This is a genomic window from Nonomuraea typhae, assembly GCF_009760925.1.
GTDB classification, from domain to species: Bacteria; Actinomycetota; Actinomycetes; order Streptosporangiales; family Streptosporangiaceae; genus Nonomuraea; species Nonomuraea typhae.
Window position 1 is genome coordinate 624,956 of sequence record NZ_VRLV01000001.1, and the last position, 25,594, is coordinate 650,549.

20 protein-coding genes are annotated in these 25,594 nt (G+C 71.3%); 10 read left to right on the top strand and 10 right to left on the bottom strand.

The genetic code is table 11. The annotated features are described in order from the left end of the window. The first annotated feature begins 3 nt into the window (after positions 1 to 3). Positions 4 to 606: a dephospho-CoA kinase gene (gene coaE, locus FVE25_RS02885; RefSeq protein WP_157244785.1), complete on the top strand. Its 603-nt coding sequence runs from the start codon at positions 4 to 6 to the stop codon at positions 604 to 606. On the opposite strand, the gene FVE25_RS54935 is transcribed toward coaE, so the two are convergent. From FVE25_RS54935 to FVE25_RS02905, 3 genes are all read right to left on the bottom strand, one after another. Beyond that, entirely contained in the window at positions 603 to 1,853 is a 1,251-nt protein-coding gene (locus FVE25_RS54935; RefSeq protein ID WP_246266558.1) for a helix-turn-helix domain-containing protein, read from the bottom strand. The genes coaE and FVE25_RS54935 overlap by 4 nt on opposite strands. Before the next feature lie 14 nt (positions 1,854 to 1,867). Next, the gene (locus FVE25_RS02900) at positions 1,868 to 2,836 is read right to left on the bottom strand and encodes an alpha/beta hydrolase (protein WP_157244786.1); all 969 of its coding nucleotides are present in this window, start codon (positions 2,834 to 2,836) and stop codon (positions 1,868 to 1,870) included. 82 nt (positions 2,837 to 2,918) lie between these two features. Beyond that, positions 2,919 to 8,468: a WD40 domain-containing protein gene (locus FVE25_RS02905; RefSeq protein WP_157244787.1), complete on the bottom strand. Its 5,550-nt coding sequence runs from the start codon at positions 8,466 to 8,468 to the stop codon at positions 2,919 to 2,921. 75 nt (positions 8,469 to 8,543) lie between these two features. Here FVE25_RS02905 and FVE25_RS02910 point away from each other — a divergent pair, with 75 nt between their 5' ends. Further along, on the top strand, positions 8,544 to 9,698 hold the full coding sequence (locus FVE25_RS02910) for an ArsB/NhaD family transporter (protein ID WP_246266560.1): 1,155 nt from the start codon (positions 8,544 to 8,546) through the stop codon (positions 9,696 to 9,698). Between the two features lie 52 nt (positions 9,699 to 9,750). Then, positions 9,751 to 11,814 carry a phosphocholine-specific phospholipase C gene (locus tag FVE25_RS02915; protein WP_157244789.1) on the top strand — a complete coding sequence of 688 codons (2,064 nt, stop codon included), beginning with the start codon at positions 9,751 to 9,753 and terminating at the stop codon, positions 11,812 to 11,814. On the opposite strand, the gene FVE25_RS02920 is transcribed toward FVE25_RS02915, so the two are convergent. The 3 genes from FVE25_RS02920 to FVE25_RS02930 are packed head-to-tail and all read right to left on the bottom strand — an operon-like array spanning position 11,804 to position 14,278. Beyond that, on the bottom strand, positions 11,804 to 12,619 hold the full coding sequence (locus tag FVE25_RS02920) for an inositol monophosphatase family protein (RefSeq protein ID WP_157244790.1): 816 nt from the start codon (positions 12,617 to 12,619) through the stop codon (positions 11,804 to 11,806). The genes FVE25_RS02915 and FVE25_RS02920 overlap by 11 nt on opposite strands. Beyond that, positions 12,619 to 13,242, bottom strand: coding sequence for a hypothetical protein (locus FVE25_RS02925; RefSeq protein ID WP_157244791.1), 624 nt, complete (start codon positions 13,240 to 13,242; stop codon positions 12,619 to 12,621). The genes FVE25_RS02920 and FVE25_RS02925 overlap by 1 nt, the downstream gene beginning before the upstream one ends. Continuing rightward, a complete protein-coding gene (locus FVE25_RS02930) occupies positions 13,220 to 14,278 on the bottom strand; it encodes a hypothetical protein (protein WP_246266561.1) in 1,059 nt (352 codons plus the stop codon). Before FVE25_RS02930 ends, FVE25_RS02925 begins: the two co-directional genes overlap by 23 nt. A 192-nt stretch (positions 14,279 to 14,470) precedes the next feature. Here FVE25_RS02930 and FVE25_RS02935 point away from each other — a divergent pair, with 192 nt between their 5' ends. After that, positions 14,471 to 15,355: a PIG-L family deacetylase gene (locus tag FVE25_RS02935; RefSeq protein ID WP_157244792.1), complete on the top strand. Its 885-nt coding sequence runs from the start codon at positions 14,471 to 14,473 to the stop codon at positions 15,353 to 15,355. On the opposite strand, the gene FVE25_RS02940 is transcribed toward FVE25_RS02935, so the two are convergent. From FVE25_RS02940 to FVE25_RS02950, 3 genes are read right to left on the bottom strand one after another with little or no spacing between them, the layout of a single operon-like run. Continuing rightward, positions 15,352 to 16,125 (bottom strand): sporulation protein, encoded by a 774-nt coding sequence (locus FVE25_RS02940; RefSeq protein WP_157244793.1) that lies wholly within the window; start codon positions 16,123 to 16,125, stop codon positions 15,352 to 15,354. The two genes, FVE25_RS02935 and FVE25_RS02940, sit on opposite strands and share 4 nt — an antisense overlap. A gap of 9 nt (positions 16,126 to 16,134) precedes the next feature. Beyond that, positions 16,135 to 17,361 carry an SPFH domain-containing protein gene (locus FVE25_RS02945; protein ID WP_157244794.1) on the bottom strand — a complete coding sequence of 409 codons (1,227 nt, stop codon included), beginning with the start codon at positions 17,359 to 17,361 and terminating at the stop codon, positions 16,135 to 16,137. Then, positions 17,361 to 19,268, bottom strand: coding sequence for an SPFH domain-containing protein (locus FVE25_RS02950; protein WP_157244795.1), 1,908 nt, complete (start codon positions 19,266 to 19,268; stop codon positions 17,361 to 17,363). Before FVE25_RS02950 ends, FVE25_RS02945 begins: the two co-directional genes overlap by 1 nt. A gap of 197 nt (positions 19,269 to 19,465) precedes the next feature. Between FVE25_RS02950 and FVE25_RS02955 the strand changes: the two genes are divergently transcribed. From FVE25_RS02955 to FVE25_RS02980, 6 genes are all read left to right on the top strand, one after another. Then, complete coding sequence (locus FVE25_RS02955; RefSeq protein WP_157244796.1) at positions 19,466 to 19,699, top strand: helix-turn-helix transcriptional regulator; 234 nt, start codon at positions 19,466 to 19,468, stop codon at positions 19,697 to 19,699. A 30-nt stretch (positions 19,700 to 19,729) separates the two neighbouring features. Beyond that, on the top strand, positions 19,730 to 21,838 hold the full coding sequence (gene uvrB, locus FVE25_RS02960; protein WP_157244797.1) for an excinuclease ABC subunit UvrB: 2,109 nt from the start codon (positions 19,730 to 19,732) through the stop codon (positions 21,836 to 21,838). A 485-nt stretch (positions 21,839 to 22,323) separates the two neighbouring features. Beyond that, positions 22,324 to 23,055: an alpha/beta hydrolase family protein gene (locus FVE25_RS02965; protein ID WP_157244798.1), complete on the top strand. Its 732-nt coding sequence runs from the start codon at positions 22,324 to 22,326 to the stop codon at positions 23,053 to 23,055. 135 nt (positions 23,056 to 23,190) lie between these two features. After that, positions 23,191 to 23,622, top strand: a complete 432-nt coding sequence (locus tag FVE25_RS02970) for a cupin domain-containing protein (protein WP_157244799.1) — start codon at positions 23,191 to 23,193, stop codon at positions 23,620 to 23,622. Between the two features lie 207 nt (positions 23,623 to 23,829). Further along, entirely contained in the window at positions 23,830 to 24,144 is a 315-nt protein-coding gene (locus FVE25_RS02975; RefSeq protein ID WP_157244800.1) for a hypothetical protein, read from the top strand. Between the two features lie 162 nt (positions 24,145 to 24,306). Beyond that, on the top strand, positions 24,307 to 25,047 hold the full coding sequence (locus FVE25_RS02980) for a hypothetical protein (RefSeq protein ID WP_157244801.1): 741 nt from the start codon (positions 24,307 to 24,309) through the stop codon (positions 25,045 to 25,047). On the opposite strand, the gene FVE25_RS02985 is transcribed toward FVE25_RS02980, so the two are convergent. Further along, positions 25,031 to 25,585, bottom strand: coding sequence for a hypothetical protein (locus tag FVE25_RS02985; RefSeq protein WP_246266563.1), 555 nt, complete (start codon positions 25,583 to 25,585; stop codon positions 25,031 to 25,033). The two genes, FVE25_RS02980 and FVE25_RS02985, sit on opposite strands and share 17 nt — an antisense overlap. Positions 25,586 to 25,594: the final 9 nt, after the last annotated feature.

Below are 25,594 nucleotides of genomic sequence, written 5' to 3' on the forward strand. Positions count from 1 at the left end.
CAGGTGCTGAAGGCAGGGCTCACCGGCGGGATCGGATCCGGTAAAAGTGAAGTGTCCAGGCGGCTGGCCGCCAAAGGCGCCGTGGTGATCGACGCCGACAAGATCGCTCGCGAGGTGGTCGAACCCGGCACCCCGGGCCTGGCCCGCGTGGTGGCCGCCTTCGGTCAGGAGATCCTGCACCCCGACGGCACGCTGAACCGCGAGAAGCTCGGCGCCATCGTCTTCGCCGACCCCGACCGGCTCGCCACGCTGAACGCCATCGTCCACCCGCTGGTCGGCGAACGCGTGGCCGCGCTCCAGCATCGCGCCGCCGACGACGCCATCGTGGTCTACGACGTCCCGCTGCTGGCCGAGAACAAACTGGCGCCGATGTACGACGTGGTCATCGTGGTGGACGCGGCCGACGACCTGCGCATCCGCCGCCTGGCCGAGCACCGCGGCATGCCGGAGGCCGACGCCAGGGCCCGCATCGCCGCCCAGGCCACGCGCGAGGACCGCCTGGCCGTGGCCGACATCGTGGTGCCCAACGACGGGTCGCTGGAGGAGCTGGCCGCGCGGGTGGAGGACACCTGGCAGGAGCTGCGGCGGCGCGCGGGGCGCGGTTAGCCGTTCACCGGGTGGCGGTGCAGCCGGCGCAGGGTGAGCGCCAGTTGCAGGCGCAGCCGGCCCTCCGGTTCGCGGACGGCCCAGCCGAGCAGGTGTTCGGCCTGGGCCAGGCGGTCCTGCAGGGTGGAGTGGTGGACCGTCACGGCGAGCGCCGCGGCGCGCAGGCTGGGGCTGTAGGCGATGGCGTGCAGGGTCGCGAGCATCCAGGGCGCCGCCGCGGCCGCGTGCTCGAGGGCGTGCACGTCCGGGATGGGCTCGCTGCCCGGCTGGACGGCGGCGGCCAGGGCGGCCAGGCCGCCCAGGGTGTCGTGGACGACCACCCCCGGGCCGGGGTCCTGCTCCGTCCCGTCGGCGGCCAGACGCAGGGCGACCTGCGCCGATTGCCAGGAATCCGGGAGATCGCGCACGGGTACGGCGGGGCCGATGCCGGTTCTGCGCACCGCGTGATTGCCGGTGCCGCCCGGGGGCAGTGGAGGCTGGGTCGCGCGAACGCGGGCGGTGGGGGTGGTAGGCGTGTCGGAAAGGGCGGCGTCGAAGGCACCGAGGGTGCCGGAGACGCTGGTGAGGGCGCCAGGGATGCCGATCTCGGCGGGGATGATTCTGGCGTCGCCGCCGGCCAGGGCGACGGCTCGCGCCCGGCCGGCGACGTCGATGCCGAGGGCTCGGGCCGCGCGCAGCCGGGCCTGCTCGGGGGCGGTGGGATCGAGGATCACCTCGACCAGGGCGGGGTCGTCGCGGGCCGGCGCGCGTCCCCTCGTACGGTCGAGCACGTCCCTGGCGGCCATGGCGGCACGTTCCAGCACCATCGCGTGGACGGGGCCCGCCGGTCCCGGCCGCTCCAGCCAGATGCGCGCCGACCCGCCGGGCAGGCCGGTCACGGGCCATCCGGGGTCGGGGGCGTGCCCGATGCCGCCGGTGCCGTATGCGCCTTCTCCGCCGCCGCGCCGCCCGCCCGCACTGCCGCGCCGGCCGTTCTCACCGGGCAGGCCCGTGTCGTCCCCGCCGTCCGGCGCGCCCTCGGGGCGCCCGTCGTCCCGGGTCCGGCGTCCGTCGGGCAGGACCCGGACGTCGACATGGCGTTCGGGATCCACGAGCCGCACCGGGCACCCGGCCAATACGGCGGCGCCGCGCACGATGGCTTCGAGCCCGGCGCGTTCCTCGACCAGCCGGTCGAAGGAGGCGATGACGTGGATGGCGGCCCTGGTGTCCGGGTCAAGGGAGGACAGGCGCCCGGCGAGTTCCCTCATGCCGCCATCATGGCTCACGCCCCGAGCACGCGCCGCAGCCAGTGGATCCGGGCCGCCCGGGAATCCCGGGAGATCGCGGCCTCCGGCGCGAAGATGTCGAATCCGTGGAACCCGCCGGGCCACACGTGCAGCTCGGCCTGCCCGCCCGCCTGCCAGATCCGGGTGGCGTAGGCGACGTCCTCGTCCCGGAATGTCTCGGCGGAGCCCACGTCGATGAAGGCCGGCGGCAATCCGGACAGGTCGGTGGCCCGTGCGGGCGAGGCGTAGGGGGAGACGCCGGGCCCGCCGGCGGCCTCGCCGAGCAGCGCCTGCCACCCGGTCGCGTTGGCCGTCCGGTCCCAGATGCCGAGTCCGGCCATCTGGTGGGCGGAGGGCGTGTCGTTGCGGTCGTCCAGCATGGGGCAGATGAGGAGCTGGGCGAGGAGGGCGGGCCCGCCGCGGTCCCGGGCGAGCAGGGCAGTGGCGGCGGCCAGTCCGCCTCCGGCGCTGGCGCCGGCGACGATGACGCGGCCGGGGTCGATGCCGAGGTCGGCGGCGTTCTTGACGGTCCAGGCCAGCCCGGCGTAGCAGTCCTCGACCGGCGCGGGGTGCGGGTGCTCGGGGGCGAGGCGGTATTCGACGGAGACCAGGGCCATGCCGAGCTCCAGCAGGAGGCCGGCCAGGTCGGGCAGGGCGTCGCGGCGGTCGCCGAGGATCATGCCGCCGCCGTGGATGAAGTAGAGGGCCGGGACCGGGCCTTCGGCGGCCGCGGGGCGGGCGACGAGCAGCGTGATGTCCGGGGCGCCTTCGGGGCCGGGCGCGGTGTGGTCGCGCAGGACGAGGGCGCCACCCTGGCTGAGCTCCTCGTAGCTGGGCTGGGGAAGGTTCTCCCTGGCCCGGCGGATCACGGGGATCATGTCGGGCGTGAAGGAGGCGGGAAGCTGCTCCCTGACGGCCTGGAGGGCGGCGTCGAGCTCCGGGTCGAACGGGATGGGTGTGCTCATGCGGCCATCGTGCGGTACGGCGGGCCCGCCGTACCAGCGCCAGGTGAAGGGCAGCACCCGCCAGGTGGCGGGTGCCGGGCGGCTAGATGTCGGCCTCCAGCGGGATCTGCCGGACCCCGGGCAGGTGCACGTCCAGCTCCCCGAGCTCGAAGCGCGACATCCCCACCACGTGCCAGAACTGCCCCCCGACCGCCCCTTCCATCTTGTACCGCCCGTCCGGCGCCAGCGCCGCCCACCCCTCGGGCAGCGCGAGCAGGGTCGCCTTCCGCGCGGCTCCGGCCCACAGGATGACCACGCCGTCGTCCCCGGCGCTGGCCAGCAGATCCTCGGCAGGGCTGAAGGAGACCGACCAGACCCGGCGGGCGTGGCCGGACAGGGTGCGCAGGAGACTCCCGGAGGCCGTCTCCCACACGCGTACCGCGGGGTCGTCGCCCCCGGTGGCCAGCAGCGCGCCGTCGCTGGAGAACGCGACGCTCCACAGCCGCCCCGACGTCGTGAACGTGTGCTGCAGGCGCGGTTGCCACGGCTTGCCGGGGCGCAGCTCCCACAGCATGGCCCTGCCGTCGTTGCCGCCGCTGGCCAGCAGGCGGCCGCTGGGGGAGAAGACGACGGAGTAGACGCGGTCGGCGTGGCCTTCGAGGGTGGCCACGCGGCCGCCGGACTCGACGTGCCAGATGCGCACGAGCCGGTCGTCGCAGCCGGTGGCGACATAGCGGCCGTCGGGGCTGAAGGCGATGGAGCGTACCCGGCCGCGGTGGTCGGCGAGGTTGCTGAGCAGGCGGGCGGTCGGGCGGTACCAGACGCGGACGCTGTCGTCGTCGTTGGCCGTCGCCAGCAGCGTGCCGTCGGGGCTGAACGCCTCGGCCCACACGTGGTCGGTCTCGGCGTTGAGCTCGCGCTCGTAGTCGCCGGTGGCGGCGTTCCAGAAGTGCACGCCGCCGTCGTTGCTGGAGGTGGCCAGCACGGGTCCCGAAGGGGAGAAGACGGCGGAGATGAGCCGGTCGGCGGTGCCGGTGAACTCGCGCAGCCGCCGCCCGGTGCGAGGCTCCCAGATGCGCACGACGCCGTCGTTGCCGCTGGTGGCGAGCATGGAGCCGTCGGCGCTGAAGCGGGCGGAGGAGATGCGCCGGCCGTGGCCGCGCAGCACGCGGGTGCAGCGGCCGGTGGCCGGCTCCCACAGCCGCACGGTGCCGTCGTTGCTGCTGGTGGCCAGTTGCTCGCCGTCGGGGCGGAAGGCGAAGGGCCACACGGAGCTGCGGTGCTCGCTGAGTTCGATCCGGCGCCGGCCGCCGATCTCCTGGAGGCGGACGGCGCCGTTGGCGTCGCCGGTGGCCAGGATCCGCCCGTCGGGGGAGAAGGCCACCTGGTAGACGGCGGCGGCGTGAGTGGTGTGGATGCCGTGGGCCCGGCCGGTGCGCGGGTCCCACAGGCGCACGACGCCCGCGGTGTCGCCGGTGGCCAGCCACGCGCCGTCGGGGGAGAAGGCGACGGAGTACACGCTGGCGGCGTGCCCGGTCAGCGTGTGCTCCAGCTCCCAGGCGGCGGTGTTCCAGACGCGCACGTCGCCGGCCTCGTCGCCGGTGGCCAGCAGGGGGCCGCCGGGCACCGCGCGGTAGACGGAGCCGCGGTGGCCCTCGAGCGTGGTGTGCAGGCGGCCGGTGGAAAGATCCCAGACCCGCACGACTCCGGCGGCGTCGCCCGTGACGAGCATGCCGCCGGTGAACGCCGCCGAGTAGATGGGCGCCCGGTGCCCGCTCATGGTGTGGACGAGCCGCCCGGAGCCGCCGGTCTCCCACACGCGGATGACGCCCTCGGCGTCGCCTCCGGCGACCAGGGAGGCGTCGGGGGCCAGCCGTACCGGCCAGACGCCGTCGGGGTGGACGGTGAAGCGGTGGCGCAGCTCGCCGGTGAGGCCGTCCCACAGCAGCAGCCGGCCGTCGCTCGCGCCGGTGGCCAGCAGGTCGCCGGCGAAGGTGACGGCGTAGACGCGGCCGGTGTGCTCCTGCAGCGTGCGCACCGGCTGGCCGTCCACGCACAGCAGCACGCCGCCGTCCTGGTTGCCGATGGCCAGGATGGTGCCGTCGGGGGCGTAGGCGACCGGTTCGGGCAGGCGGGTGGTCTGGAAGTGGAAGCCGTACGGCACGCCGATCCCGGCCGGGGCGAGCTGGACCTCGACCGGGTGGCCGGGCACGACGGCGGCGCCGCGCAGCTCCGACAGGGGCGGCAGCGTGCCGGTCACGTTGATCAGGGACGCGCGGTGCCAGCGGGCGCCCGGGGCGCTGATGTCGCTGAGGTCGGTGCGCGCCAGGCGGGCGCCGGACAGGTCCGCGCCGCCGAGGTCGGCGCCGGTCAGCCGGGCGCCGTCGAGCTTGGCCCCGGCCAGCTTGGCCTCGCGCAGCCGGGCCTGGGACAGGTTCGTGCCGGCGAGGGTGGCGCCGGTCAGGTCGGCGCCGGTGAGGTCCACCCCGGTCAGGTCACGCCCGGAGAGGTCCTCGCCGCGCAGGTCGGCGCCGCGCAGGTCGGCCTGCGCGGGCGTGCGCAGCCTGGTGCTGATCTTGACGGCGTTCGCGGTCGCGACGTCGTCACCGGGCGGCTCGGCCAGCCAGGCGCGCAGCGCGGGGGAGTCGGCCAGGTCGCACAGGAACTCCACGGTCAGCGCCGACAGCGGCCGCCGCGACAGCGCCTCCCAGTGCCCGGCGGCGATGTGCCGGGCGATCAGCCACTCCATGACCGAGGCGTGGATGAACCCGAACATGCCCTCCTCGGTACGCACCATCAGGCTGCCGGTGCCCATGGCGTGCGCGGTCTCGGGCCCGGTGAGCTGCCCGTCGGCCAGGTCGGTGAGGGTCTCGGCGATCTCGGTCAGCTCGGCCAGCCCGAGGAACGCCTCCCCGGTGTCCCACAGCCGCAGCGCCAGCGCGGTGACCGCGCGCCACAGCTCCGCCACGCTGAGCGTGCCGGGCGAGCCGGGCACCCGGGTGCGCTGCTCCTCGAAGCGCAGCCACGAGCTGAGGATCTCCTCGTACAGCAGCGCCGGGCTGATCGTGTGCCGGGTGGTGGCCACCGCGCGCAGCCGGTCGGCGTCGAGGTCGGCGATGAAGCTGAGCATGCGCGGGTTCTGCGCGAGGTCGAGCAGGTCCTTGATGCCCTCCATGACCGCCATGCGGGCCTCGGCCTCGTCGCCGTCGGAGAAGCGGTTGGACAGGTAGCCGCGGATCTGGTCGTGGGTGAAGTTCTCGACGGAGAAGACCCGGCGCTGCGGCAGCACCCCGACGCGCTCGCCGAGCGTGGTCAGCACCTGGCTCTGCGACTTGAAGTGCTGGGTACGGCTGGCCACCACGATCTTCGCCTTGTCCACGGCCGCGGCCAGCAACGTGGTCAGGTGGTCGGCGGCCCGGTCGTAGGTCAGCCGGGTCACCAGCTCGTCGAAGCCGTCGAACAGCAGCACGATCCGGCCCTGCCCGAGCAGGTACCGGAACGCCTTGAGGTCGATGACCTCCTCGCGGTGGTTGGCCAGGTGCGCGGCGACGAGCGCGTCCACCGAGTGCGCCTTGTCCAGGGCGCGCAGCTCGATGAAGATCGGCGTCAGGTGGGGCAGCTCCAGGGGGATGCGCCGGGCCAGCTCGCGCAGCGCGAACGTCTTGCCGTGGCCGAAGTCGCCGAGCAGCAGCAGGAACCGGCCGTGGTCGTCGCCGAGCAGCCGCATGAGCTCGTCGGTCAGCCCCTGCTTGACCTGGCCGGGCCGGTCGAGCTCCCGGTAGCGCTGCGGCACGTACAGGCCGGGCGGGTAGCGCCGGTCGCCGGCGAGCCGGGCGGTCTGCTCGGCCACGTATCCGGACAGGTCGAGCAGGCCCTGGAACTCGGTGAAGCTGCGCAGCCGCACGCCCCGCCGGGTGACGTGCTCGCGCAGGGAACGCTCCGGCGGCGGGCCCTGGTAGACGAGCTCGACGGGGAAACCGGTCGCGTGCGCCTGCCGGACGAACTTCTCGGCGTCCTCGGCGGCCGGGGTGCCGGCGTGCGCGCCCACCACGAGCATGCGCACGAAGCCGTCGTCGGGGTGGGTGACGATGAGGTGGTCGGGGAAACGGCGGATCCTGGCCCGCTCGTGCCGCGCCTCGCAGACTTCGGTGATGCGGTCGAGCAGCAGGTCGAGGGGGCTGGGCTCGGCCGCGACGGGTTCGGGCTCGGCGGCCGGCTCCGGTGACGGGACGGGGTGCTCGCCGGCGAAGGTGGCCGCGGCGGCGCGCCACTCGCGTGCTTCGAGCTCGGGTACGGCGGGGCCGTCCGGCAGCCAGGTGCGCAGGCCGTCGCGGGTGACCTCCAGCACCCGGTGGCGTCCTGGGCGGGGTTCCGGGCCGTGCAGCAGCAGGTTGACGCGGTGGGCGAGCAGGCGGGTGAAGGTGGCGGCGTCGCTGAGCTCGTCCGGCGGGTGGCCGATGGCGCCCAGGCGCAGCCAGCCGCGTTCCTCGTAGGGGCGCAGCCGCTCGGCGAACCAGGCGGCCTGTCCTTCTCCCAGCAGCGCGTAGGCGTCGCGTTCCAGGTGGCTCATGGCCATGGTGGAGTTGAGGCCGGCGATGACGACCTTGAGGTCGGGGATCTCGAACAGCGACCACGGCTGCCCGCCGTCGAAGACCCGGTCGTCCAGGCCCTGGAAGACCTCGGTGAACAGGCCGGCGAAGTGGCGCCACTTGGGCCAGTAGGGCGGCTGCGGGGCGATGTCGTCGGCCTCGCAGGTGAGGAAGTAGGCGCTGGCCGCGGCCTTGGTGACGTCGCGCGGGCCGGGCACGACGACGAGCCGGTGGGGTTCGAGGCCGATGAGGTGGCGCAGGTCGGTGAGGAAGCGGGTGGCCTGGCCGAACTGGCCCAGGCTGCCGGACTCGGTGAGGTTGCCGCTGACGACCATGAGGTCGGGCCGCGGCATGCCCCGGTCGTACATGCCGGTCAGGTCGGCCCAGATCCTGGCCTGCATGTCCTCGGGCGTGAACGGCTCGCCGGGCTCCGGCAGCGCGCGGCCGAAGCGGGGCCCGCCGACGTGCAGGACGGCGACCGACTCGCGCGAGCGCTCCGCGCGCGTGCGGGGCGGGAAGCCCGGCGGGGCGACGGGCGCGCGGCGGGCGCGGGAGCGCTCGGCGGGTTCTGGCAGCGTCGGGGCGGGCGCGGGTACGGCGGTGCCGTCGGGGAAGGCGGGCGCCCGGTCCGGCTTGGCCCGCCCGGCCATGGCCTCGCGCACCCGGTTCAGCAGCATGGCCCTGGCCTGGCCGGGGTCGGTGACGCCGAGCAGGTCCACCCAGGTGATCGTGGACAGCAGCCCTTCCAGCGGCACGTCCTCCAGCCGGATGGTGACGAGCTTGTTGGAGGGGTTGTCCGGGTCGGCGCGCAGCGCGGCCTGCCATTCGAGGCGGCCGTAGCGGGAGCCCAGGTAGTTCTTCGAGAGCACGGCCACGACGAGCTGCGCCTCGCTGACGCCGCGGTCCATGAAGTCGATGAAGTTGGTGCCGGGGACGAAGTCCCAGGCCTGGATCATCGTCCGGTACCCGGCGGCCTCGAGTTCCCAGGCGATCCAGGTGGCCCACGCCGTGTCGGCGGGGGAGTAGCTGACGAAGATGTCGGTGGGCCTTCCGTCGCGCGCCATCTGCCCAGTATCCCAAGCGGGATCGGCGATTTGGAGGTCATGTGCGATCATCGTCGGGTGTGGAGGCGACTGTCCGTGCTCGATGGGATCAGGGTCGGGCTGCTGGCGCTCGGGCTGGTCTTCGTGGCGACGGGATGGCTGCCGCTGAACGTGGCCACCGAGAAGCTGGACGACATCGCGCCCCTGCTGGTGTTCCTGGTCGCCGTGATCGTGCTGGCCGAGCTGACGAAGGAGGCGCAGGTCTTCGACGCGATCGCGGCCAGGATGGCGGTGCTGGGCCGCGGTAGCTATGTCGCACTCTTCTTCCTGAGTACGGCCTTCGCCTCATTTGTCACGATATTTCTGAATCTCGATACCACTGCGGTTTTGCTCACGCCGGTCATGCTGGCCCTCGCCCTGCGGACCGGCATCGCCGCCGTGCCCCTGGCCATGACCACCATCTGGCTGGCCAACACCGCCAGCCTCCTCCTGCCGGTCTCCAACCTGACGAACCTGCTGGCCATGAACACCCTGCAGATGTCCAACCGGGAGTTCGCCGGATACATGTGGGCTCCGCAGGTGGCCGCCATCGCGGTGACCATGCTCTTCCTCTGGGTGTTCTTCTGGCGGCGCGGGCGGCGGCGCGAGGCCCGCTACACCCCGCCCGTCCTGGAGCCGATCGCCGACCGGGTGGTGTTCTGGGCGGCCGCGGGCGCCTGCGCGTGGTTCATCGTCGCCCTCCTGCTCGACCAGCACGTCGCCGTGGCGGCCACCTCCGCCGCGCTGATCGTCGTGGTGGCCTTCTTCGTGCGCGACCGCAAGCGGCTGACCTGGAGCCTGATCCCCTGGCAGCTGATCATCTTCGTCACCGGCCTGTTCCTGGTCGTGCCCGCGCTCAGCCTGCACGGCCTGGACGCGGTCATGAGCTGGATGATCGGCGACGGCGGCAACCCCTACCGCACCGCCGCCGTCGGCGCCGGGCTGTCCAACGTGATCAACAACCTGCCCGCCTACCAGGCGCTGGAGGGGGTGGCCGAGCGCGGCGAGCTGCTGGCCGTGCTCGTCGGCACCAACGTGGGCCCGGTCATCACCCCGTGGGCCTCGCTGGCGACCCTGCTGTGGTTCGAGTCCTGCCGCCGCCACGAGGTGCGGGTGCCGATGAGCCGCTTCCTGATGACCGGCGCGGTCCTGGCCGCCACCGCCCTGGTGGCCTCGGTGTGGGCGCTGTCGTGGGGCGGAGTATTCGTATGATCGACATGTGCCGGTAATGGGATAGTTTCCTACCTTTGACAGGGTGTCCGTCATGTCCCTCGCACCTTCCAGGCGCGGCTTTCTCGCGCTCGGCGCCGGCATCGCCGCCGGCTCGCTCCTTCCCCCGTCCGTGCACCGGGCGCTGGCCACGCCCGTCCCGCAGGGCGGCCTGTCGGCGATCAAGCACGTGGTCTTCCTCATGCAGGAGAACCGCTCCTTCGACCACTATTTCGGCAGCATGCGCGGTGTGCGAGGCTTCGCCGACCGCAACGCCGTCACGCTGAAGAACGGCAAGCCCGTCTACGAGCAGCCCAACGGCGCCGGCCGGGTCCTGCCCTTCCCCGTGCGCGAGGCGGCCGACCTGGTCGGCAAGGACCTGCAGTGGATCAACGCGCTCGCCCACGGGTGGAGCGACGGCCAGCGCGCCGCCGCCAAGGGCTGGCACGACGGCTGGATCCCGGCCAAGAGCCCCGCCACCATGACCTTCTACCGCCGGGCCGACATCCCCCTGCAGTACGAGCTGGCCGACACCTTCACCATCTGCGACAACTACCACTGCTCCGTGCTCTCCTCGACCAGCCCGAACCGCAACTACCACGTCTCCGGCCACACCGGCTACGAGCCCGGCACCACCAAGCGCGCCATCGACAACGCCGCCTACTCCGAGGACACCCACGCGGGCTACACCTGGGCCAACGCCGGCGAGATCCTCCAGGCCGCCGGGCGTAGCTGGAAGGTCTATCACGAGTGGGATAATTATCAGGATAACAATCTCGAATTCTTCCAGAGGTTCCGGCACATCGCCCGAAAAGCCCTTCAGGGCGACTTCAAGAGCATGGACTCCTTCTACGGCGCCGTCGCAAGCGCCTCCGAGGCCCGCCGTCAGCAGCTCCTGGCCCGCCTCGACGAGGGCGTCGCCAAGCTCGACCCGCAGGAGCGCGAGCTGTTCGAGCGCGGCCTGCGCCGCGTGCCCGGCAAGCAGCTCGCCGCCGCCTTCCGCGCCGACGTCGAGGCCGGCACCCTGCCCGAGGTCAGCTACATCGTCCCCTCGGCCGCCGACTCCGAGCACCCCAGCGCCTCCTCGCCCCTGCAGAGCGCCCGCATCACCTACGACATCCTCGACGCCATCGCCTCCCACCCCGAGACCTGGCAGTCCACGGCCCTGTTCATCACCTACGACGAGAACGACGGCTTCTTCGACCACGTCCCGCCGCCGCTGCCGCCGCTCGACCAGACCGCCGACTGGTACGACGGCAAGCCCATCGGCCTCGGCATCCGCGTCCCCATGACGATCGTCTCCCCCTGGACCGCCGGCGGCCACGTCGCCTCGCAGATCTTCGACCACAGCTCCACCTGCCGCTTCCTGGAGACCTGGCTGGGCGTGCGCTTCCCCGACATCACCCCCTGGCGCCGCACGGTCGCCGGCGACCTCACCTCCGCCTTCGACTTCTCCGGTACGGCCCAGCGGCCCGCCCCCGCCGTCCCGGCGCCCGTCCCGGCCTTCACCGGCCGGTGGAAGCCCGCGCCTCCGGCCAACCAGTCGATGCCGGAGCAGGAGCCGGGCGTCAAGCCGGCCCGGGCGCTGCCGTACCAGCCGAACGCCTGGGTGCGTGCGCTCGGCAAGGAGCTGGAGCTGACGCTCGCCAACACCGGCGCGGAGAGCATGCACATGGCGCTCTATCCGTACAAAGGGGAGTTCGATCTGCCGCAGCACTACGACGTCCTCGGCGTCAGCACGCGGCGGGTGCCGGTCGGCGACGGCTACCACCTGGCGTTGACCGGGCCCAACGGCTTCCGCCGGGAGTTCGCCGGGACGCTGTCGGGGCCCGCGGGCGGGGTGGAGGCGCGGGCGGTGATCGACGTCGATCCGCGGAAGCTGCGCGTCGAGATCACCAACCTGGGCCGGGCCCGGGTGAAGCTGCGGGTGCGCGCGCTGGCCTACGGGGACAAGGAGCAGGCGGTGCCGCTGCGGCCCGGTCAGTACCGGCAGGTGGTGTGGCCGCTGGAAGGCTCCCACGGCTGGTACGACCTGGAGATCACCTGCGAGGAGGACCCGGCGTTCCGCCGCCGCCTCATGGGCCACGTGGAGAACGGGCGGCCCAGCGTCACCGGCTGAGGCCCGAGCCGACCAGTTCCAGGAGGACGGGCAGGGTGGCGGGGTGGGCGGCGACGAAGCTGCGATCCTCGGCCGTGCCGGTGACGCTCTCGTCGAACGGCGAGCCGTCCAGCGCGCGGATCTCGATCCCGGCCTCCTGGGCGATCAGCGCGCCCGCCGGCAGGTCCACCGCCTCCGCCCGATAGCCCACCATGCCGTCGATGTCGCCACGGGCCAGCATGACCCACGACAACAGGGGCGCCCAGAGCTGCAGCATCCGCCGGGACCTCAGCTCCAGCCTCGCCTTCAGGGACAGGACCGCGGCGTCGTCCCGGGTGACCGCGTACCCCTGGGTCCAGGCCAGCAGGGGCCCGTGGGGCATCGCGCGGGACGGCGGCGCCAGCCGTACCCCCGAGGAGGAGATCGCCCCGCGGCCGCGCAGGGCCGACCAGGTCTGGCGGGTGACCGGATCGTGCACGACCCCGAGCACGGGACGGCCGGAGCGGCACAACGCCAGCCCGATCACGTACGCGGGCAGGCCGATCGCCACGTTGTTGGTGCCGTCCAGCGGATCGACCAGCCACGTCCACTCCGCCTGCGCGGCGCCGAGCAGCCCGGACTCCTCGGCGATCACCGCGTGCTCCGGATAGGCGGTCAGGATGCGCTCGACCAGCACCTTCTCCGAGGCCAGGTCGAGGTCGGTCACCACGTCCCCGGCCGAGCCCTTGGCGTGCACGCCGAACCCGTCCGACACCCCGTCCAGCAGCAGCCGCCCGGCCGCACGCACGGCGTCCACGGCCAGTTCACGCGCCCGCTCCAGATCCATCACCGACCCCCCAGGTGAGACAGGACCAGCTGTACGGCCAGCGCCCGCTCGGCGTCCTCGAGCGGGCGGCGGGAGACGTGGTGCCCGGCGGCGCCGAGCGGGCCCAGCGACAGGTCGCGGCTGCCCTCGCTGCCCCTGCCCAGCGCGATCGTGGCGGCCTCGCCGTTCTCGGCCACGACGCTGCTGTGGAAGCGGTCGGCGGCCAGCGTGTAGGTGTCGCCGGGGCCGAAGACCTCGACCAGGCCCTGGGCGTGCCGCACGGTGCGGGGCGTCGGCGTGATGCGGTCGCCGTCCGCGCCGCTGACCACCTCGAACACGCGGTGCGTGGCCTCGGCGGCGCTCGCGTCGGTGACGACGGCGTGCACGTTGCGCACCTGGCCGTACAGCACGTGGCTGACGAGGTCCCAGCTGTGGCAGTGGATCTGCGAGGTCGTGCTGTGCGCCCCCGGCAGGCGGCGCGACCACACGTGCAGGCAGACGCCGTCGCCGCCCGTGCGCTCCAGCGGCAGGCAGACGAATCCCAGAGGGTGGAGCACACCCCGGACATTCCCCTGCAGAGCGGCGTCCACCCATGTGCGGGCGCGGGCCGCGGTCAGTTCCTCATGTGCGCTGCGGTAGCTCATAGGGATCCTTGGCCCGCAAGGCCTTGCGGGCGATGTCGACGACGTCGCGGTCGTTGTACGCCTTGGGCAGCGGCAGCTCGATCCCCCGGAACAGCTCCTGGACCTCCTCGACCGTGGGCTCGTCGCTCAGCGGCACCCGTTTGTAGTGCTCCAGCGGCACCCGGCGCGCCTGCTCCAGGCTGAGGCGCAGCTCGGTGTCGCAGCTCTCGTAGTAGAAGGTCCCGGCCAGCGCGGTCATGGCGCGGTTCGGGTCCTCGATCGTCATGATCACCCGGCTGGTGGACAGGTCCCAGCGGAAGGTGGTCATCGTGGCCGACAGTCCCACGCCGATGTCGAGCAGCCCGTAGCGCTGGCGGTGCCAGAAGGCGGCCAGGATCGTGGCGTAGGACTCCTTCCTGACCCGGTCGGTGGTCCACGTCTCGCCGGTGGCGTCCGGGGCGTCCGACAGCGAGCGGCGGTAGTGGGCGTACGCCTCGCAGACCTCCGCGTCGGCCGGATCGATGATCTCCACGCGGATGGTCAGGTGGCGCTTGTCCTTGCGGGCCGCCGCCATGCACTCGGGCAGCGTGACCGCCCGCAGGTAGGTGCCGGTGCCGCCCTTGAAACTCCACCGGGTGGTGCCGGCCCGCGCGTCGGCGTGCGCCTGGCTGATCTCCAGCTGGCTGGCCAGGACCCGGACGAGCTGGAGCTCGTCGAGGGCGCGGCGGGTGCCGGTGACCAGGGTCTCGATCTGCTCGAGGCGGGCCAGCCTGCGCGGCAGGTCGGCTAGGGCGCCGGAGGTGATGGTGGCCTCGACGGGCGCCTGCCGGGCGCGGTCGCGCAGCAGGGCGGTGGCCACCAGGGCGAGGATGACCAGGGTGGCGGCGCTGACGAGCTGCTCCTGGACCTGGGCGCCGTCGTCGCCCTTGCCGAAGATCTCGTCGGGCATGATCCCCAGGACGCCGACGACGATGGCCAGCCCCAGGGCGATGGCGACGTCGGCGTTCTGGGCCGCCCACGGGGCGATCCGTTTCAGCGCATCGCCGACCCGCTTCATGCTCTCGCCCCGCATTCGCAACGCTCGGTGAAAAGCCCCCACGTCATCGTAACGAGCGGGTCATGCGACTTCCAGACCATGATCCCGTACCTGAGAAGGAGGCGGAGATCACTCTCAAAGAGGAGGTTTGCTACTTACCTCCCCATACCCTGTTAACCGGGGAAATTTCTGAGTAAACGGGGAATTCAGGGGATGAAGACGACGGGGGTCGTCGTGTGCGTGCTGATGCTGACCGTGTTCACGGTTTGCCCGGTGCTGCCGTGGACGATGCGTCAAGTGGTGGCGGCCGAGCGTGCCGACCGGTTCGTCCAGGTCGTCGCGCACGCCGACGACGACCTGCTGTTCATGAGCCCCGACCTGTTCGGCGCCGTGCTCGGCGGCCGGGTCACCACCACGATCTACCTGACCGCGGGCGAGGGCCCCACCGGCTGGGAGGACGAGCGCGACCCGCGCGAATACGTCGGCGACCGCCAGGCGGGCATCCGGGCCGCCTACGCCTACCTCGCCGGGGTCCGCGACGTCTGGCGCTCCCGGATCCTGCAGCTCGGCAGGCTCCCGGTCCGCGTCGACACCCTGGCCGCCAACCCCAGGATCAGGCTGGTCTTCGCCGGCCTGCCCGACGGCGGCGACCCGCGCGCCGACGGCGGGCGCGACGCTCTGGCGCGGATGTGGGAGCGCGGCGCCTGCGTGCGCCGCTTCACCGGGCCCTGCCCCCACCCCTGCGTGCGCAGGGAAGACGTCGTGGCCACGCTGCGCGCCCTCTACGACCGCTACCGGCCCACCGTGCTGCGCACCCTCGACCCGAACCCGCAGGACTGGCACGGCGACCACACCGACCACACGGTCTCGGCCAAGTTCGCCGCCGAGGCCGCGCGGGGCATGAAGCTCAAGATGCTCGCCTACCGCGGCTACACGATGACCGGCTGGCCCGCCAACCTCAGCTGGCAGGCCAGCCGGCTCAAGGAAGCCGTCTTCCAGGTCTACCGGCGCCACGACTACCGCGCGGCCTCCGGGTGGCGATACGCCGCCTGGCTCAAACGGATGTACCCGATCCGGCCGGAGGCGTTCGGCCCCTAGAACCAGCCGCGGCGGCGGGCCATGGCCTCCAGGCCCTGCTGCAGCGCCTGCTCGGCGGCGCCGGGGTGGTCGCCGTAACGCACGGTGAAGCGGTTGTAGGTGTCACCGCCCGAGCTGAGGAACCCGCCCCGGTTGTCGGCCTCCAGGATCACGTCCATCTGGGACGGCCCGGCGATGAACGTCAGCTCCAGCTCGTTGAAGTGCCGCCGCCACTGGCCGCCCGCGTAGTACTCGATCTCCTGGAAGAACGGCATCGTCGAGCCGTACAGAGTGCCACGTTCCAGATCGGCCTTCTTGAACTGGAAGCCCAGCCGGTCCAGCGCCGTGATCAGGTGCTCCTGGGCGGGCAGCGGGCTGACGAACAGCGGGTCCAGATCGCCCTTGTCCAGTGCCCCGGCCAGCGCCAGCTCCGTCTGGACGCCCAGCCGCATGCCGGGCAGCGGGTGGCCGCCGATCGCGCTGATCGGCGTCTCCCACGGGATCGGGATCTCGAACGGGTGGCTCTGCGCCGCCCCGGCCGCGAGCTGGAACGGGCCGGAGACCTGCTGGCGCAGGAAGCTGTAGGTCGACTTGTACTCGCTGTCGCCGCTCTCGATCTCGACCACGGCGGTCAGGTCGAGGAAGATGCCCTCGACCTTGTACTCGTTGGAACTGCTCTTGAAGTGGACGTCGCCGCGCAGCATCTCGCCCGGGCGGACGGTGGTGTTGCTCAGCACCGTGTCGACCTCGACGCCGGAGCCGAAGGCGGCCTTCAACTTGCGGAACACCATGGGGTTCTCCTAAGAGGTTGTGCTGGACCCGTTCCCGTCGGAGCCGGTGAGCCGGGGGAGTAGCTGGGCGAGCAAGAGGGTGGACATCGGGTCGTTCTGGCCGCCGGCCGTACGCACGACCAGCGGTTGAGGGGCACTCTCGGCAAGTCTGGCACCCACGTCGAGGCGGCGGCGAGCCAGTTCGTACTGCAGGACGGCGCGGTTGTCGCGGTAGGAGTCCGCCAGGCGGCGCAGGGCCTTGGCCTCGTTCTCGGCCGAGGTGAGCTCGGCGCGGCCACGGGCCTCGATCTCCCAGCGCACCCGCTGGGCCTCGGTCTCCTGCTCCTCCAGCATGCGGGCCACGTCCTTGCGCGCCTTGTTGTGGGCGGCCTTGACCTCGACGACGCGGGCGTCACGGGTCTTCTTGGAGCGTTCGATCTCCATCAGCAGCGTGTCGATGCGGCGCTTGCGGGTCAGCTCCCACTCGCGCTCGTAGGCCGACAGCTCCTTGGCGACCTTCTCCCGGGTGGCCAGGTGCTGCTGGTACTGGTCGGGCAACTGCACGTCGGGGATGTTGGCGCCGATGATGCGCACCCCGTAGCGGCTGAGCTGGCGGCTGAGGGCGTCCTGCATGTCGCCCACGTCGGAACCGCGCAGGTCGTAGGCGCGCTCGGTGTGCACGCGGCGGCTGCGCTGGCGGATGGCGTCCTGGACGGCGCTGGCCAGCACCAGGTCGAAGTTGCCCGCGCCGATCGTGCGCACGAACGCGACCGGGTCGACGATGCGGAACTTCAGGAAGAACTCGATCGCCTTCAGCGGCACGTTCTCGGCCGTGGGGCAGGCCACGATCGGCGCCGAGTAGGGGATCTCGGTGGAGGTGTCCACGACGGCGTCCACACGGTCCCAGGGCAGCCACAGGTAGTGGCGGCCGGGGGGAAGCGTGCCGGTGATGGCGCCCCAGCGGCTGCGTACGCCGGTGGTGCCCTCCTCGATCTCGATGATGGCCTTGCGCCACATCCAGACGGCCGCGAAGAGCAGCAGCGCGACGGCGGCCAGGGCGGCGACGACCCAGCCGCTGAAGACCGCCACGCCGGCCGCGTACACGGCCAGGAAGACCAGGGCCATCCAGGCGAAACCGCGCCGGTCCTTGGGGATCACGACGGGGACGAGCTGGCCCTGCTCACCGCCGCGCAGGAGCTGCCTGATGTCGGACCAGGAGGCCAGCGACTCTTTGATCTTCGAGAACTCGCGCGCCATCAGAGCTCACCCTCCTGGGGGGCTGCATGCGGAGGTACGGCGGGGCCGGGTGCTCCCGGGGCGGGTGCTCCGGGGCCGGGTGCTCCGGGCGGAGGTACGGCCGGGCTGGGCGCTCCGGGCCCGGGTGCTCCGGCCGGAGGTACAGCTGGGCCGGGCGCGACGGGCGGGGGCGCGGCGTACGGCGTTCCGGTGGGCGGGGGCGCGGCGTACGGTTGGCCGGTGGGCGGAGGTGCGACGGGTGTCTGCCCGGCAGGCGGGGGAGTGTCCTGCGGTGGTTGTCCGGGTACGGCGTGGCGGCCTGAGGGCAGTGGCCGCTCGACCGTCTTCTCCCGATCCTGCGGGATTTCTCCGGCGCTGGGCGAAATATCCGGCATGTCGCTTGTGTCGGCAGGTTCCGCCACTTTCTTGAGCAGCGTCGCGATCTCCGCCTCCCGGCCGGCCACGCGGGCCCCGATCGCGTCCAGCCTGCCCCGGATGGCCGCCATGTCCTCCGGCGAGAACAACGCCGCCTCCTTGCCGCCGACCAGCTGCTGGGCCAGGGCCAGGAAGTCGATGTCGGTCTCCTGGCCGACCTGCACCACCAGCGGCAGCCGGTTGGCCACCGACTCCAGCTTGTCCAGCATGTCCTTCTGGAAGCGGTAGTCGAGGATCTCCGGCGCCTCGGCCGCGCTCAGAGCCCTGATGTCCAGCGCCTGCGCCTCCAGCAGGGCGGCGTTGGCGTTGGCCGTGGACTCCGCCTCGACCAGGCGCTGCCTGGCCTGCGCCGTGGCCTGGTGGCTGGCCCGCTCCAGGGCGGTGTCCATGCGGGCCTGGTAGGCGGCGATCTCGGCCTGGATGGCGCTCAGCGTCTCCTGCAGCCCGGCCAGTTCCTTGACCAGGTCACCCTCGTTCTGCTCCTTGCGCAGCTGGAGTTCGTACTCGTAGGTGTATGCCTCCTTGGCCACCCGCACCATCTCGGGGGCGGCCAGGTCCATGCGGTACTCCTGGCTGGAGGGCTCGGCGTGCGTGATGTTGACGTCGGTCAGCCGCACGGCCGGCAGGAACTGCTGGTTGAGGCTCTCCAGCATGCCCTGGGTGCTCTCGCCGACCAGGTCGTAGATGTCCTCGGCCCGCTGGGCGTAGATGAGGCTGCGGGTGACCTCGGAGACGGAGTTCTGCAGCTTGGACTGGAAGCCGCTGACCGAGCCGAGGACGAAGATGAACTCCGCCGGGTTCTCGATCCTGAACTGCAGGAACAGGTCCACGCTGGCCTTGACGCCCTGCTGCGTCGGCGCCTCGCGGATGGGCGCGTTGAACGGGTACTCGCGCGTGGTGTTGACGATGTAGCTGACCCGCTTCCACGGGTTGATCAGCGTGACCCGGCCCGGATCGGCGACCTGCACGAGCTTGCCGAACTTGGTGATGAGCGCCTTGCAGCCCTCGGGCACCATGACGACGCTGCGCCGCCACCACAGGAACGCCGCCGCCAGCACGAGGACCAGCCAGTAGTGCGGGCCGAAGAACACCTCCGTGCTGGGGATGACGCCGCCGAGGGCGCCGATGAGGCCGAGCACCACGAGGATGCCGAGAGGCACGACGACCTTGGCGGTGGTGCCCTTCGGGATCACGACCGGCGAGATGACGTGCATGTCGTTCTCGCTGAAGCTGCGGTTGACGATCTCCCCGGCCTCGTTCAGCGAGGCGCTCCTGGCCTCGATGACCGTGCCCACGGAGGCGCCGCCGTCACGCGCCGCCGCGAAGTCACGCGGGTTGAGCGTGAACCCAGGGGCCTGGCCGGCGATCTGGCCGGCCTGATCGACGGCCTGCTCCACCGCCTGACCCACGGCCTGCCTGAGGTCGCCGCCTTGCATCACCGACTGGGCTATGCCCTGGCCTGCCTGGATCAGGGCCTCTCTGGGTCGTGACATCGCACCTCTCTTTTCACGTTCAGGCCGCACCTGACCGTACCGGGTACGACTTACTGTTCGCTTGCAAGGCGATGTCACAGATCTATTGCGCTATGTAGTACAGATACTATCTATGTAGCAGATCTAGTATACGGGGCCGCAGCCGGGCCGCCGGCAGCGCATCAACCGGGCACGATCCACCTGAGAAGATGGCGGCGATGAGTGAGATCGTCTACAACCGCATCGCCCTGCTGCGGGCCGAGCGCGGCCTCACCCGCAGGCAACTGGCGGACGCGCTCGGCGTCCACTACCAGACGGTCGGCTACCTCGAGCGGGGGGAGTACAGCCCGAGCCTGCACCTGGCCCTGCGCATAGCCGCCCACTTCGAGGTGCCGGTCGAAGTGGTCTTCTCCATCACGCCGTTCCCCCGGATCGGGGACCGCCCCGCATGAAATGTCAGTCCGGTTGCCTACAGTGTCACCATGCGACCGGTCACAGATTTGCAGCGCAAGGTGGCGCCCTTCGAGGTGATCACCGAGATGACTCCCTCAGGCGACCAGCCCACGGCCATCGCCGAGCTGGAGCGGCGCGTCACGGCCGGCGAGAAGGACAACGTGCTGCTCGGCGCCACCGGCACCGGCAAGACCGCCACGATCGCCTGGCTCATCGAGCGCCTCCAGCGCCCCACGCTGGTCATGCAGCCCAACAAGACGCTGGCCGCCCAGTTCGCCAACGAACTGCGCGAGATGCTGCCCAACAACGCCGTCGAGTACTTCGTCTCGTACTACGACTACTACCAGCCCGAGGCGTACGTCCCGCAGAGCGACACCTACATCGAGAAGGACTCCTCGATCAACGACGAGGTCGAGCGCCTGCGCCACTCGGCCACCAACTCCCTGCTGACCAGGCGTGACACCGTCGTGGTGGCCTCGGTCTCGTGCATCTACGGCCTGGGCACCCCGCAGGAGTACGTCGACCGCATGACCCGGCTCAGGGTGGGCATGGAGGTCGAGCGCGACCAGCTCCTGCGCCGCCTGGTCGACATGCAATACACCCGCAACGACCTGGCCTTCACCCGGGGCACGTTCCGGGTCAGGGGTGACACCGTCGAGATCATCCCGAAGTACGAGGAGCAGGCCGTACGCATCGAGATGTTCGGCGACGAGATCGAGAAGCTCGCCACGATGCACCCGCTCACCGGCGAGGTCATCACCGAGGACGACGAGCTCTACATCTTCCCCGCCAGCCACTACGTCGCCGGCGAGGAGCGCATGGCCAAGGCGGTGGCCGGCATCGAGGCCGAGCTCGCCGAGCGGCTGCAGGAGCTCGAGCGCCAGGGCAAGCTCCTGGAGGCCCAGCGGCTGCGCATGCGCACCACCTACGACATCGAGATGATGCGCCAGATCGGCACCTGCTCCGGCATCGAGAACTACTCGCGCCACATGGACGGCCGCGAGGCGGGCAGCGCCCCCAACACCCTGCTCGACTACTTCCCCGAGGACTTCCTCCTGGTCCTGGACGAGTCCCACCAGACCGTCCCGCAGATCGGCGCCATGTACGAAGGCGACGCCTCCCGCAAGCGCACCCTGGTGGACCACGGCTTCCGCCTGCCCTCCGCCCTGGACAACCGCCCGCTGAAGTGGGAGGAGTTCCTGGAGCGCATCGGCCAGACGGTGTACCTCTCGGCCACCCCCGGCTCCTATGAACTGGGCCGCGTCAAGGGCGACGTCGTGGAGCAGGTCATCCGGCCCACCGGCCTGGTCGACCCCGAGGTGGTCGTGAAGCCCACCAAGGGCCAGATCGACGACCTGGTCCACGAGATCCGCGACCGCGCCGACCGCGACGAGCGCGTCCTGGTCACCACGCTGACCAAGAAGATGTCGGAAGACCTCACCGACTACCTGCTGGAGCTGGGCATCCGCGTCCGCTACCTGCACAGCGAGGTCGACACCCTGCGCCGCATCGAACTGCTGCGCGAACTCCGCACCGGCGAGTTCGACGTCCTGGTCGGCATCAACCTCCTGCGAGAGGGCCTGGACCTGCCCGAAGTCTCCCTGGTGGCGATCCTGGACGCCGACAAGGAAGGCTTCCTCCGCTCGGAGACCTCGCTGATCCAGACCATCGGCCGCGCCGCCCGAAACGTCTCCGGCCAGGTCCACATGTACGCCGACAAGATCACCCCGTCGATGGAGCGGGCGATCGACGAAACCAACCGCCGCCGGGCCAAGCAGATCGCCTACAACGAGGCCAACGGCATCGACCCGCAGCCGCTGCGCAAGAAGATCGCCGACATCCTCGACTCCTTGCAGCGCGAGGACGCCGACACCGAGCAGCTGATGGGCAGCGGCCGCCAGCAGTCCCGCGGCAAGGCCCCGGTCCCCGGCTTCGCCGCCAAGGCCGCCGGCCAGCACGCCAAGGCCATCGCCGGCGACATGCCCCGAGCCCAGATGGAATCGCTCATCGAATCCCTGACCGAGCAGATGCACCAGTCGGCCGCCGACCTCCAGTTCGAGGTCGCCGCCCGGCTCCGCGACGAAATCAAGGAACTCAAACGCGAACTCCGCGACATGCGTGAGGCAGGGGTCAAGTAAGCCAGGCTAAGGGCGTGGTCCCTCGCCATCGCCCGGGGCCGTGACAGCGGGGCTCTGTCCCACACCCCGGGCGAGGGAGAACCCTCGCGCACCCCGTGTGGCGGGCCTTGTGGGGTCGCGCAGGGGGTGGGTGGCCGGTGTTGCTGGAGCCGGCGGTGGGTGGCCGCTGCTGGTGGAGTCGTGGCAGGTCCACGGTGTGATGAGGGCCGGTGGGAGGGTGCGCGCAGATGTTCAGTCCGCCACCCTGTAGGCACTCCCAGCGCACATGTTTGACAGAACCATGCGCGTATGTCGCTCGACATGCTGAAGCGGGGAGAAGATGATCGCGCACGACCATGAGCGCGGGGTGCCGCCCTTTGTGATACCTTCGGGGCCGTTTCGACTTGAGGAGGTGAGACCGATCAACGCTAGGACAGGTCGGGACTCCCTCCTTCGCATGGCCTAGGGAGTGCCCGCAGAAGGCATCCCGAAAGGCTTGATGCGCTATGCGCTTCACCACCGAGACGTCGTTCGACGGCGTCACCGAACGGCTCTTCACCCTTGACGAGGTTCCCGGCGTGCTCTGGACGCCCGGAGACACCGTGGGAGAGCGTCCGCTTGTCCTCATCGGGCATGGCGGAGGGCAGCACAAGAAGGCTCCTGATGTCGTGACACTCGCGCGTCGCTTCGTGGGCGAGCTGGGGTATGCGGTCGCGTCGGTGGACGTGCCCAACCACGGTGATCGGCCGATGGAGGAGAAGTACGCCCGGATCGTGGCGGAGAACCAGGCTCGGGTGGAGGCCGGGGAGGAACTGGGGCCGCTGATCGCCGGGTTTCAGGCGCTCGTGGCTCGGCGGACCGTGCCGGAGTGGCGGAAGGTTCTGGACGCGCTTCAGGGGCTCGACCACGTCGGTGCGGGGCCGGTGGGGTATTGGGGGGTGTCGCTGGGGTGCGGGCTCGGGGTTCCGTTTGTGGCGGCCGAAACCCGGGTTCGGGCGGCGGTGCTGGGGCTCGGAGGGGCACTGGCCGCTGCCGGGGACGCCGCGCGGATCACCGTTCCGGTGGAGTTCCTGCTGCAGTGGGACGACGAGCGGGTGCCGCGGACCCAGGGGCTGGCGTTGTTCGAGGCCCTGGCTTCCGCTGAGAAGACCCTGCACGTCAACCCGGGGCGGCATGGGGAGGTGCCGGCGTTCGAGCTGGACAGCACGTTGCGGTTCTTCGCCCGGCATCTCGGCTGATATCGGCGGGTGCATTTCTCGATTCCGCGCGGAAAGTGGGGCGCGCATATGGCTGACTCTCGGCGGGATGGAATGCGGCGGCGTGATGGTTGACGGTCACGCAAGCAAGATCCGGCAGCAGGAGAGGTGATTGCCATGGCGTTCGATCCGTCGGTCATTCAGAGGTTCGGGGTTCAGGATGCGCCCACGTGGCTGCAGGTCGGTGATCACCAGGCGTATCTGGGTTACATCGCCGACGAGGACGAGGGCTCGAGGCTGGGGCTGGCGTTCATCCGCTTCCGGAAGGGGGTCAGCTTCGAGTTCCGCTGGGCCTATGACGAGGTTTGTGTCGTGACCCGGGGGAGCCTCACCGTCCGGGTGGGCGATGAGGTCATCACCGTGGGGCAGGGCGAGTTCCTGCACATGCCCGCCGGCGCCCTCGGCGTGTTCGACGTCAAGGAGGACTTCGAGGCCGTGTGCGTCCACTACCCGACGGACGGGAAGGCGGGCCGCGAGTGGACTGGGGCCGAGTTGCTCCCCGCGGACGCCGACATCCGGCCCGTGGTCATCGAGGACGTCTGGGACTGAACCGCGCTGACCGGCGCTCAGCGGTGAGCTGAGCGCCGGTCGGCACCTCCCAGCCGGTTCATTCACCTCTTCAAAACGCTGAGTTCTGTAAGCGCTTTCACCTGGCTCTATGAACTCAGCGTGACAGGCATTCAGGAATATGCCGTCTGGACGCTGCACAATAGGCGTCCTAGCATCGTGATCATTCCCCGCGAGAAGGAGGATCACATGCGTTTCCTGGCGTTATCCGTGGCCGCACTGGCTCTCTCCGCCCTCGTCGCCGCGCCGGCCGGCGCCGCGTCCGCTGCGCCGCCGACCGGCTGCCGGGCCTGGGTCGAGCGGGACTCCGCCGGCGCGCTCTCCACCGGCGTGGCCCAATGCGACACCGGCCGGTACAAAGTGCGGGTCGAATGCCGCGATTACGCGAGCACCAGCCGCTGGGTCGTCTTCGGCTGGGAGGTTCCCGCCCCGTGGCGCTCCGAGGGCTACTGCAGCGGCCGGACCGCCTACGCCCATTCCGCCGAGACCGTTCCCAGGTCCTGAATTAGGTTCCACCCGTAATGCGGCACAGCCTCGGGCCGGAGGCCGCAGGCTGTGCCCGCCGCCCGCGCCTGGCCGCTCTCCCCGCCGAGGAAAGCTCGATTACCCCACCACCCCCGCGGGACTCAGCGTAATCTCCCTGTCACCCCGCGAAAGGAGTGGCACATGTACACCATGCCGCTGGAGATGGTCAGGCGACACCCCGGCCTGGTTCTCGAGCTGCTGTCGGTGGCGTACGGCGGGCAGCCGACCGGGTACCGCGGCGCCCGCCACGACAGGCCGGACACCCCGGCCGTGGCCCTCCAGACGCTGGCCGGTGACTGGGTCCAGGTCGATCTGGTGTTCGCCAGAAGCGGGGAGCCGATCGAGGGCAGGGCGCCCGGGATGAGGGTGGTGGTCTGCTTCGACGAGGAGGCGGCCGCCCGTCACCGGGAGGCGGATGCCGTGGTGGTGGGCCCGCGGGAGTTCGGGCGGTGGTACTCGCTGGAAAGGGCAGTGGACTCGCCCGAGGTGGCCACCCTGTGCGCGATCGCCAGCGCCGACCCGGACGTGCACGCCTCGGTGGCCAAGGCGCTGCTGCTGTTGACGGACGAGCGGGGCTCGCACTACTACTCCTACCTTTGCTCCAGCCTGCCGACCGCGCACCGTGCCCGTATGGAGAGCCTGGTCATGGGCGAGTCGTACCTGCTCATCGACGACGCGGTCACCACGCCGTTCTGGGAGGCGGGGCGCCGCCACGGCAGGCGGGAGATGCTGCGCTGGCTCCTGGCGCACCGGGGGTTGAAGGTCGATCGGGTTCAGGACGAGGCGATCGAGGCGTGCACCAGGACGGCGACCGTACAGGAGTGGACGCGGCGGGCGCTGACCGCGACCAGCGCCGCAGAGGTCTTCATCGGCGTGTGGTAGAAGTCCACTCCCACAGCTCGGCGGCCAGTTCGTCGTATCCGGCGCCCTTGTTGATGCGGGCGCGCAGGTTCTGGGCCTCGTCCGTGGTGAACATGTGGCCGTCCAGCACGACGGGCAGGCCGAGGCGCCAGCTCAGCAGCGCCCGGGGGCTGTGCCGGTGGGCGTTGCGCACGACCGCCACCCCCACGCGGACCGCGTGCTCGTTCATGGGCGGCACGCCGGGGCGGTCGGTTTCCCGGGCCGCGTAGCGAAAGCCTTCGTCGAGGTCGCACGGCTGGCAGCCGGTCGGGCCCCTGCCGCGTCGGTTGCCGCATTGGGCGCAGGTCAGGCGGTCGAAGGCGCCGTCGACCACCCGCCAGTCGTAGGGCTTGAGCTCGGCGACGACCATCTCGGCCAGTTCCGGCTCGTCGGGCAGGCCGGTCTCGGCCAGGAAGGCGCGGTAGCCGTCCTCGACCAGGGCGTCCACGAGATTCGCGCAACGGGCGCACGACGGGGCTCCGCCGTACTCGACACATCCGCACTCCTGGCACCTTCGCATGGCGACACC

Coding starts and splice junctions, on each gene's coding strand:
- FVE25_RS54935 (WP_246266558.1), bottom strand. CDS start 1,853: ATGAGGGAACTCGCCGGGCGCCTGTCCTCCCTTGACCCGGACACCAGG.
- FVE25_RS02900 (WP_157244786.1), bottom strand. CDS start 2,836: ATGAGCACACCCATCCCGTTCGACCCGGAGCTCGACGCCGCCCTCCAG.
- FVE25_RS02905 (WP_157244787.1), bottom strand. CDS start 8,468: ATGGCGCGCGACGGAAGGCCCACCGACATCTTCGTCAGCTACTCCCCC.
- FVE25_RS02915 (WP_157244789.1), top strand. CDS start 9,751: ATGTCCCTCGCACCTTCCAGGCGCGGCTTTCTCGCGCTCGGCGCCGGC.
- FVE25_RS02920 (WP_157244790.1), bottom strand. CDS start 12,619: ATGGATCTGGAGCGGGCGCGTGAACTGGCCGTGGACGCCGTGCGTGCG.
- FVE25_RS02925 (WP_157244791.1), bottom strand. CDS start 13,242: ATGAGCTACCGCAGCGCACATGAGGAACTGACCGCGGCCCGCGCCCGC.
- FVE25_RS02930 (WP_246266561.1), bottom strand. CDS start 14,278: ATGAAGCGGGTCGGCGATGCGCTGAAACGGATCGCCCCGTGGGCGGCC.
- FVE25_RS02935 (WP_157244792.1), top strand. CDS start 14,471: ATGAAGACGACGGGGGTCGTCGTGTGCGTGCTGATGCTGACCGTGTTC.
- FVE25_RS02940 (WP_157244793.1), bottom strand. CDS start 16,125: ATGGTGTTCCGCAAGTTGAAGGCCGCCTTCGGCTCCGGCGTCGAGGTC.
- FVE25_RS02945 (WP_157244794.1), bottom strand. CDS start 17,361: ATGGCGCGCGAGTTCTCGAAGATCAAAGAGTCGCTGGCCTCCTGGTCC.
- FVE25_RS02950 (WP_157244795.1), bottom strand. CDS start 19,268: ATGTCACGACCCAGAGAGGCCCTGATCCAGGCAGGCCAGGGCATAGCC.
- FVE25_RS02955 (WP_157244796.1), top strand. CDS start 19,466: ATGAGTGAGATCGTCTACAACCGCATCGCCCTGCTGCGGGCCGAGCGC.
- uvrB (WP_157244797.1), top strand. CDS start 19,730: ATGCGACCGGTCACAGATTTGCAGCGCAAGGTGGCGCCCTTCGAGGTG.
- FVE25_RS02965 (WP_157244798.1), top strand. CDS start 22,324: ATGCGCTTCACCACCGAGACGTCGTTCGACGGCGTCACCGAACGGCTC.
- FVE25_RS02970 (WP_157244799.1), top strand. CDS start 23,191: ATGGCGTTCGATCCGTCGGTCATTCAGAGGTTCGGGGTTCAGGATGCG.
- FVE25_RS02975 (WP_157244800.1), top strand. CDS start 23,830: ATGCGTTTCCTGGCGTTATCCGTGGCCGCACTGGCTCTCTCCGCCCTC.
- FVE25_RS02980 (WP_157244801.1), top strand. CDS start 24,307: ATGTACACCATGCCGCTGGAGATGGTCAGGCGACACCCCGGCCTGGTT.
- FVE25_RS02985 (WP_246266563.1), bottom strand. CDS start 25,585: ATGCGAAGGTGCCAGGAGTGCGGATGTGTCGAGTACGGCGGAGCCCCG.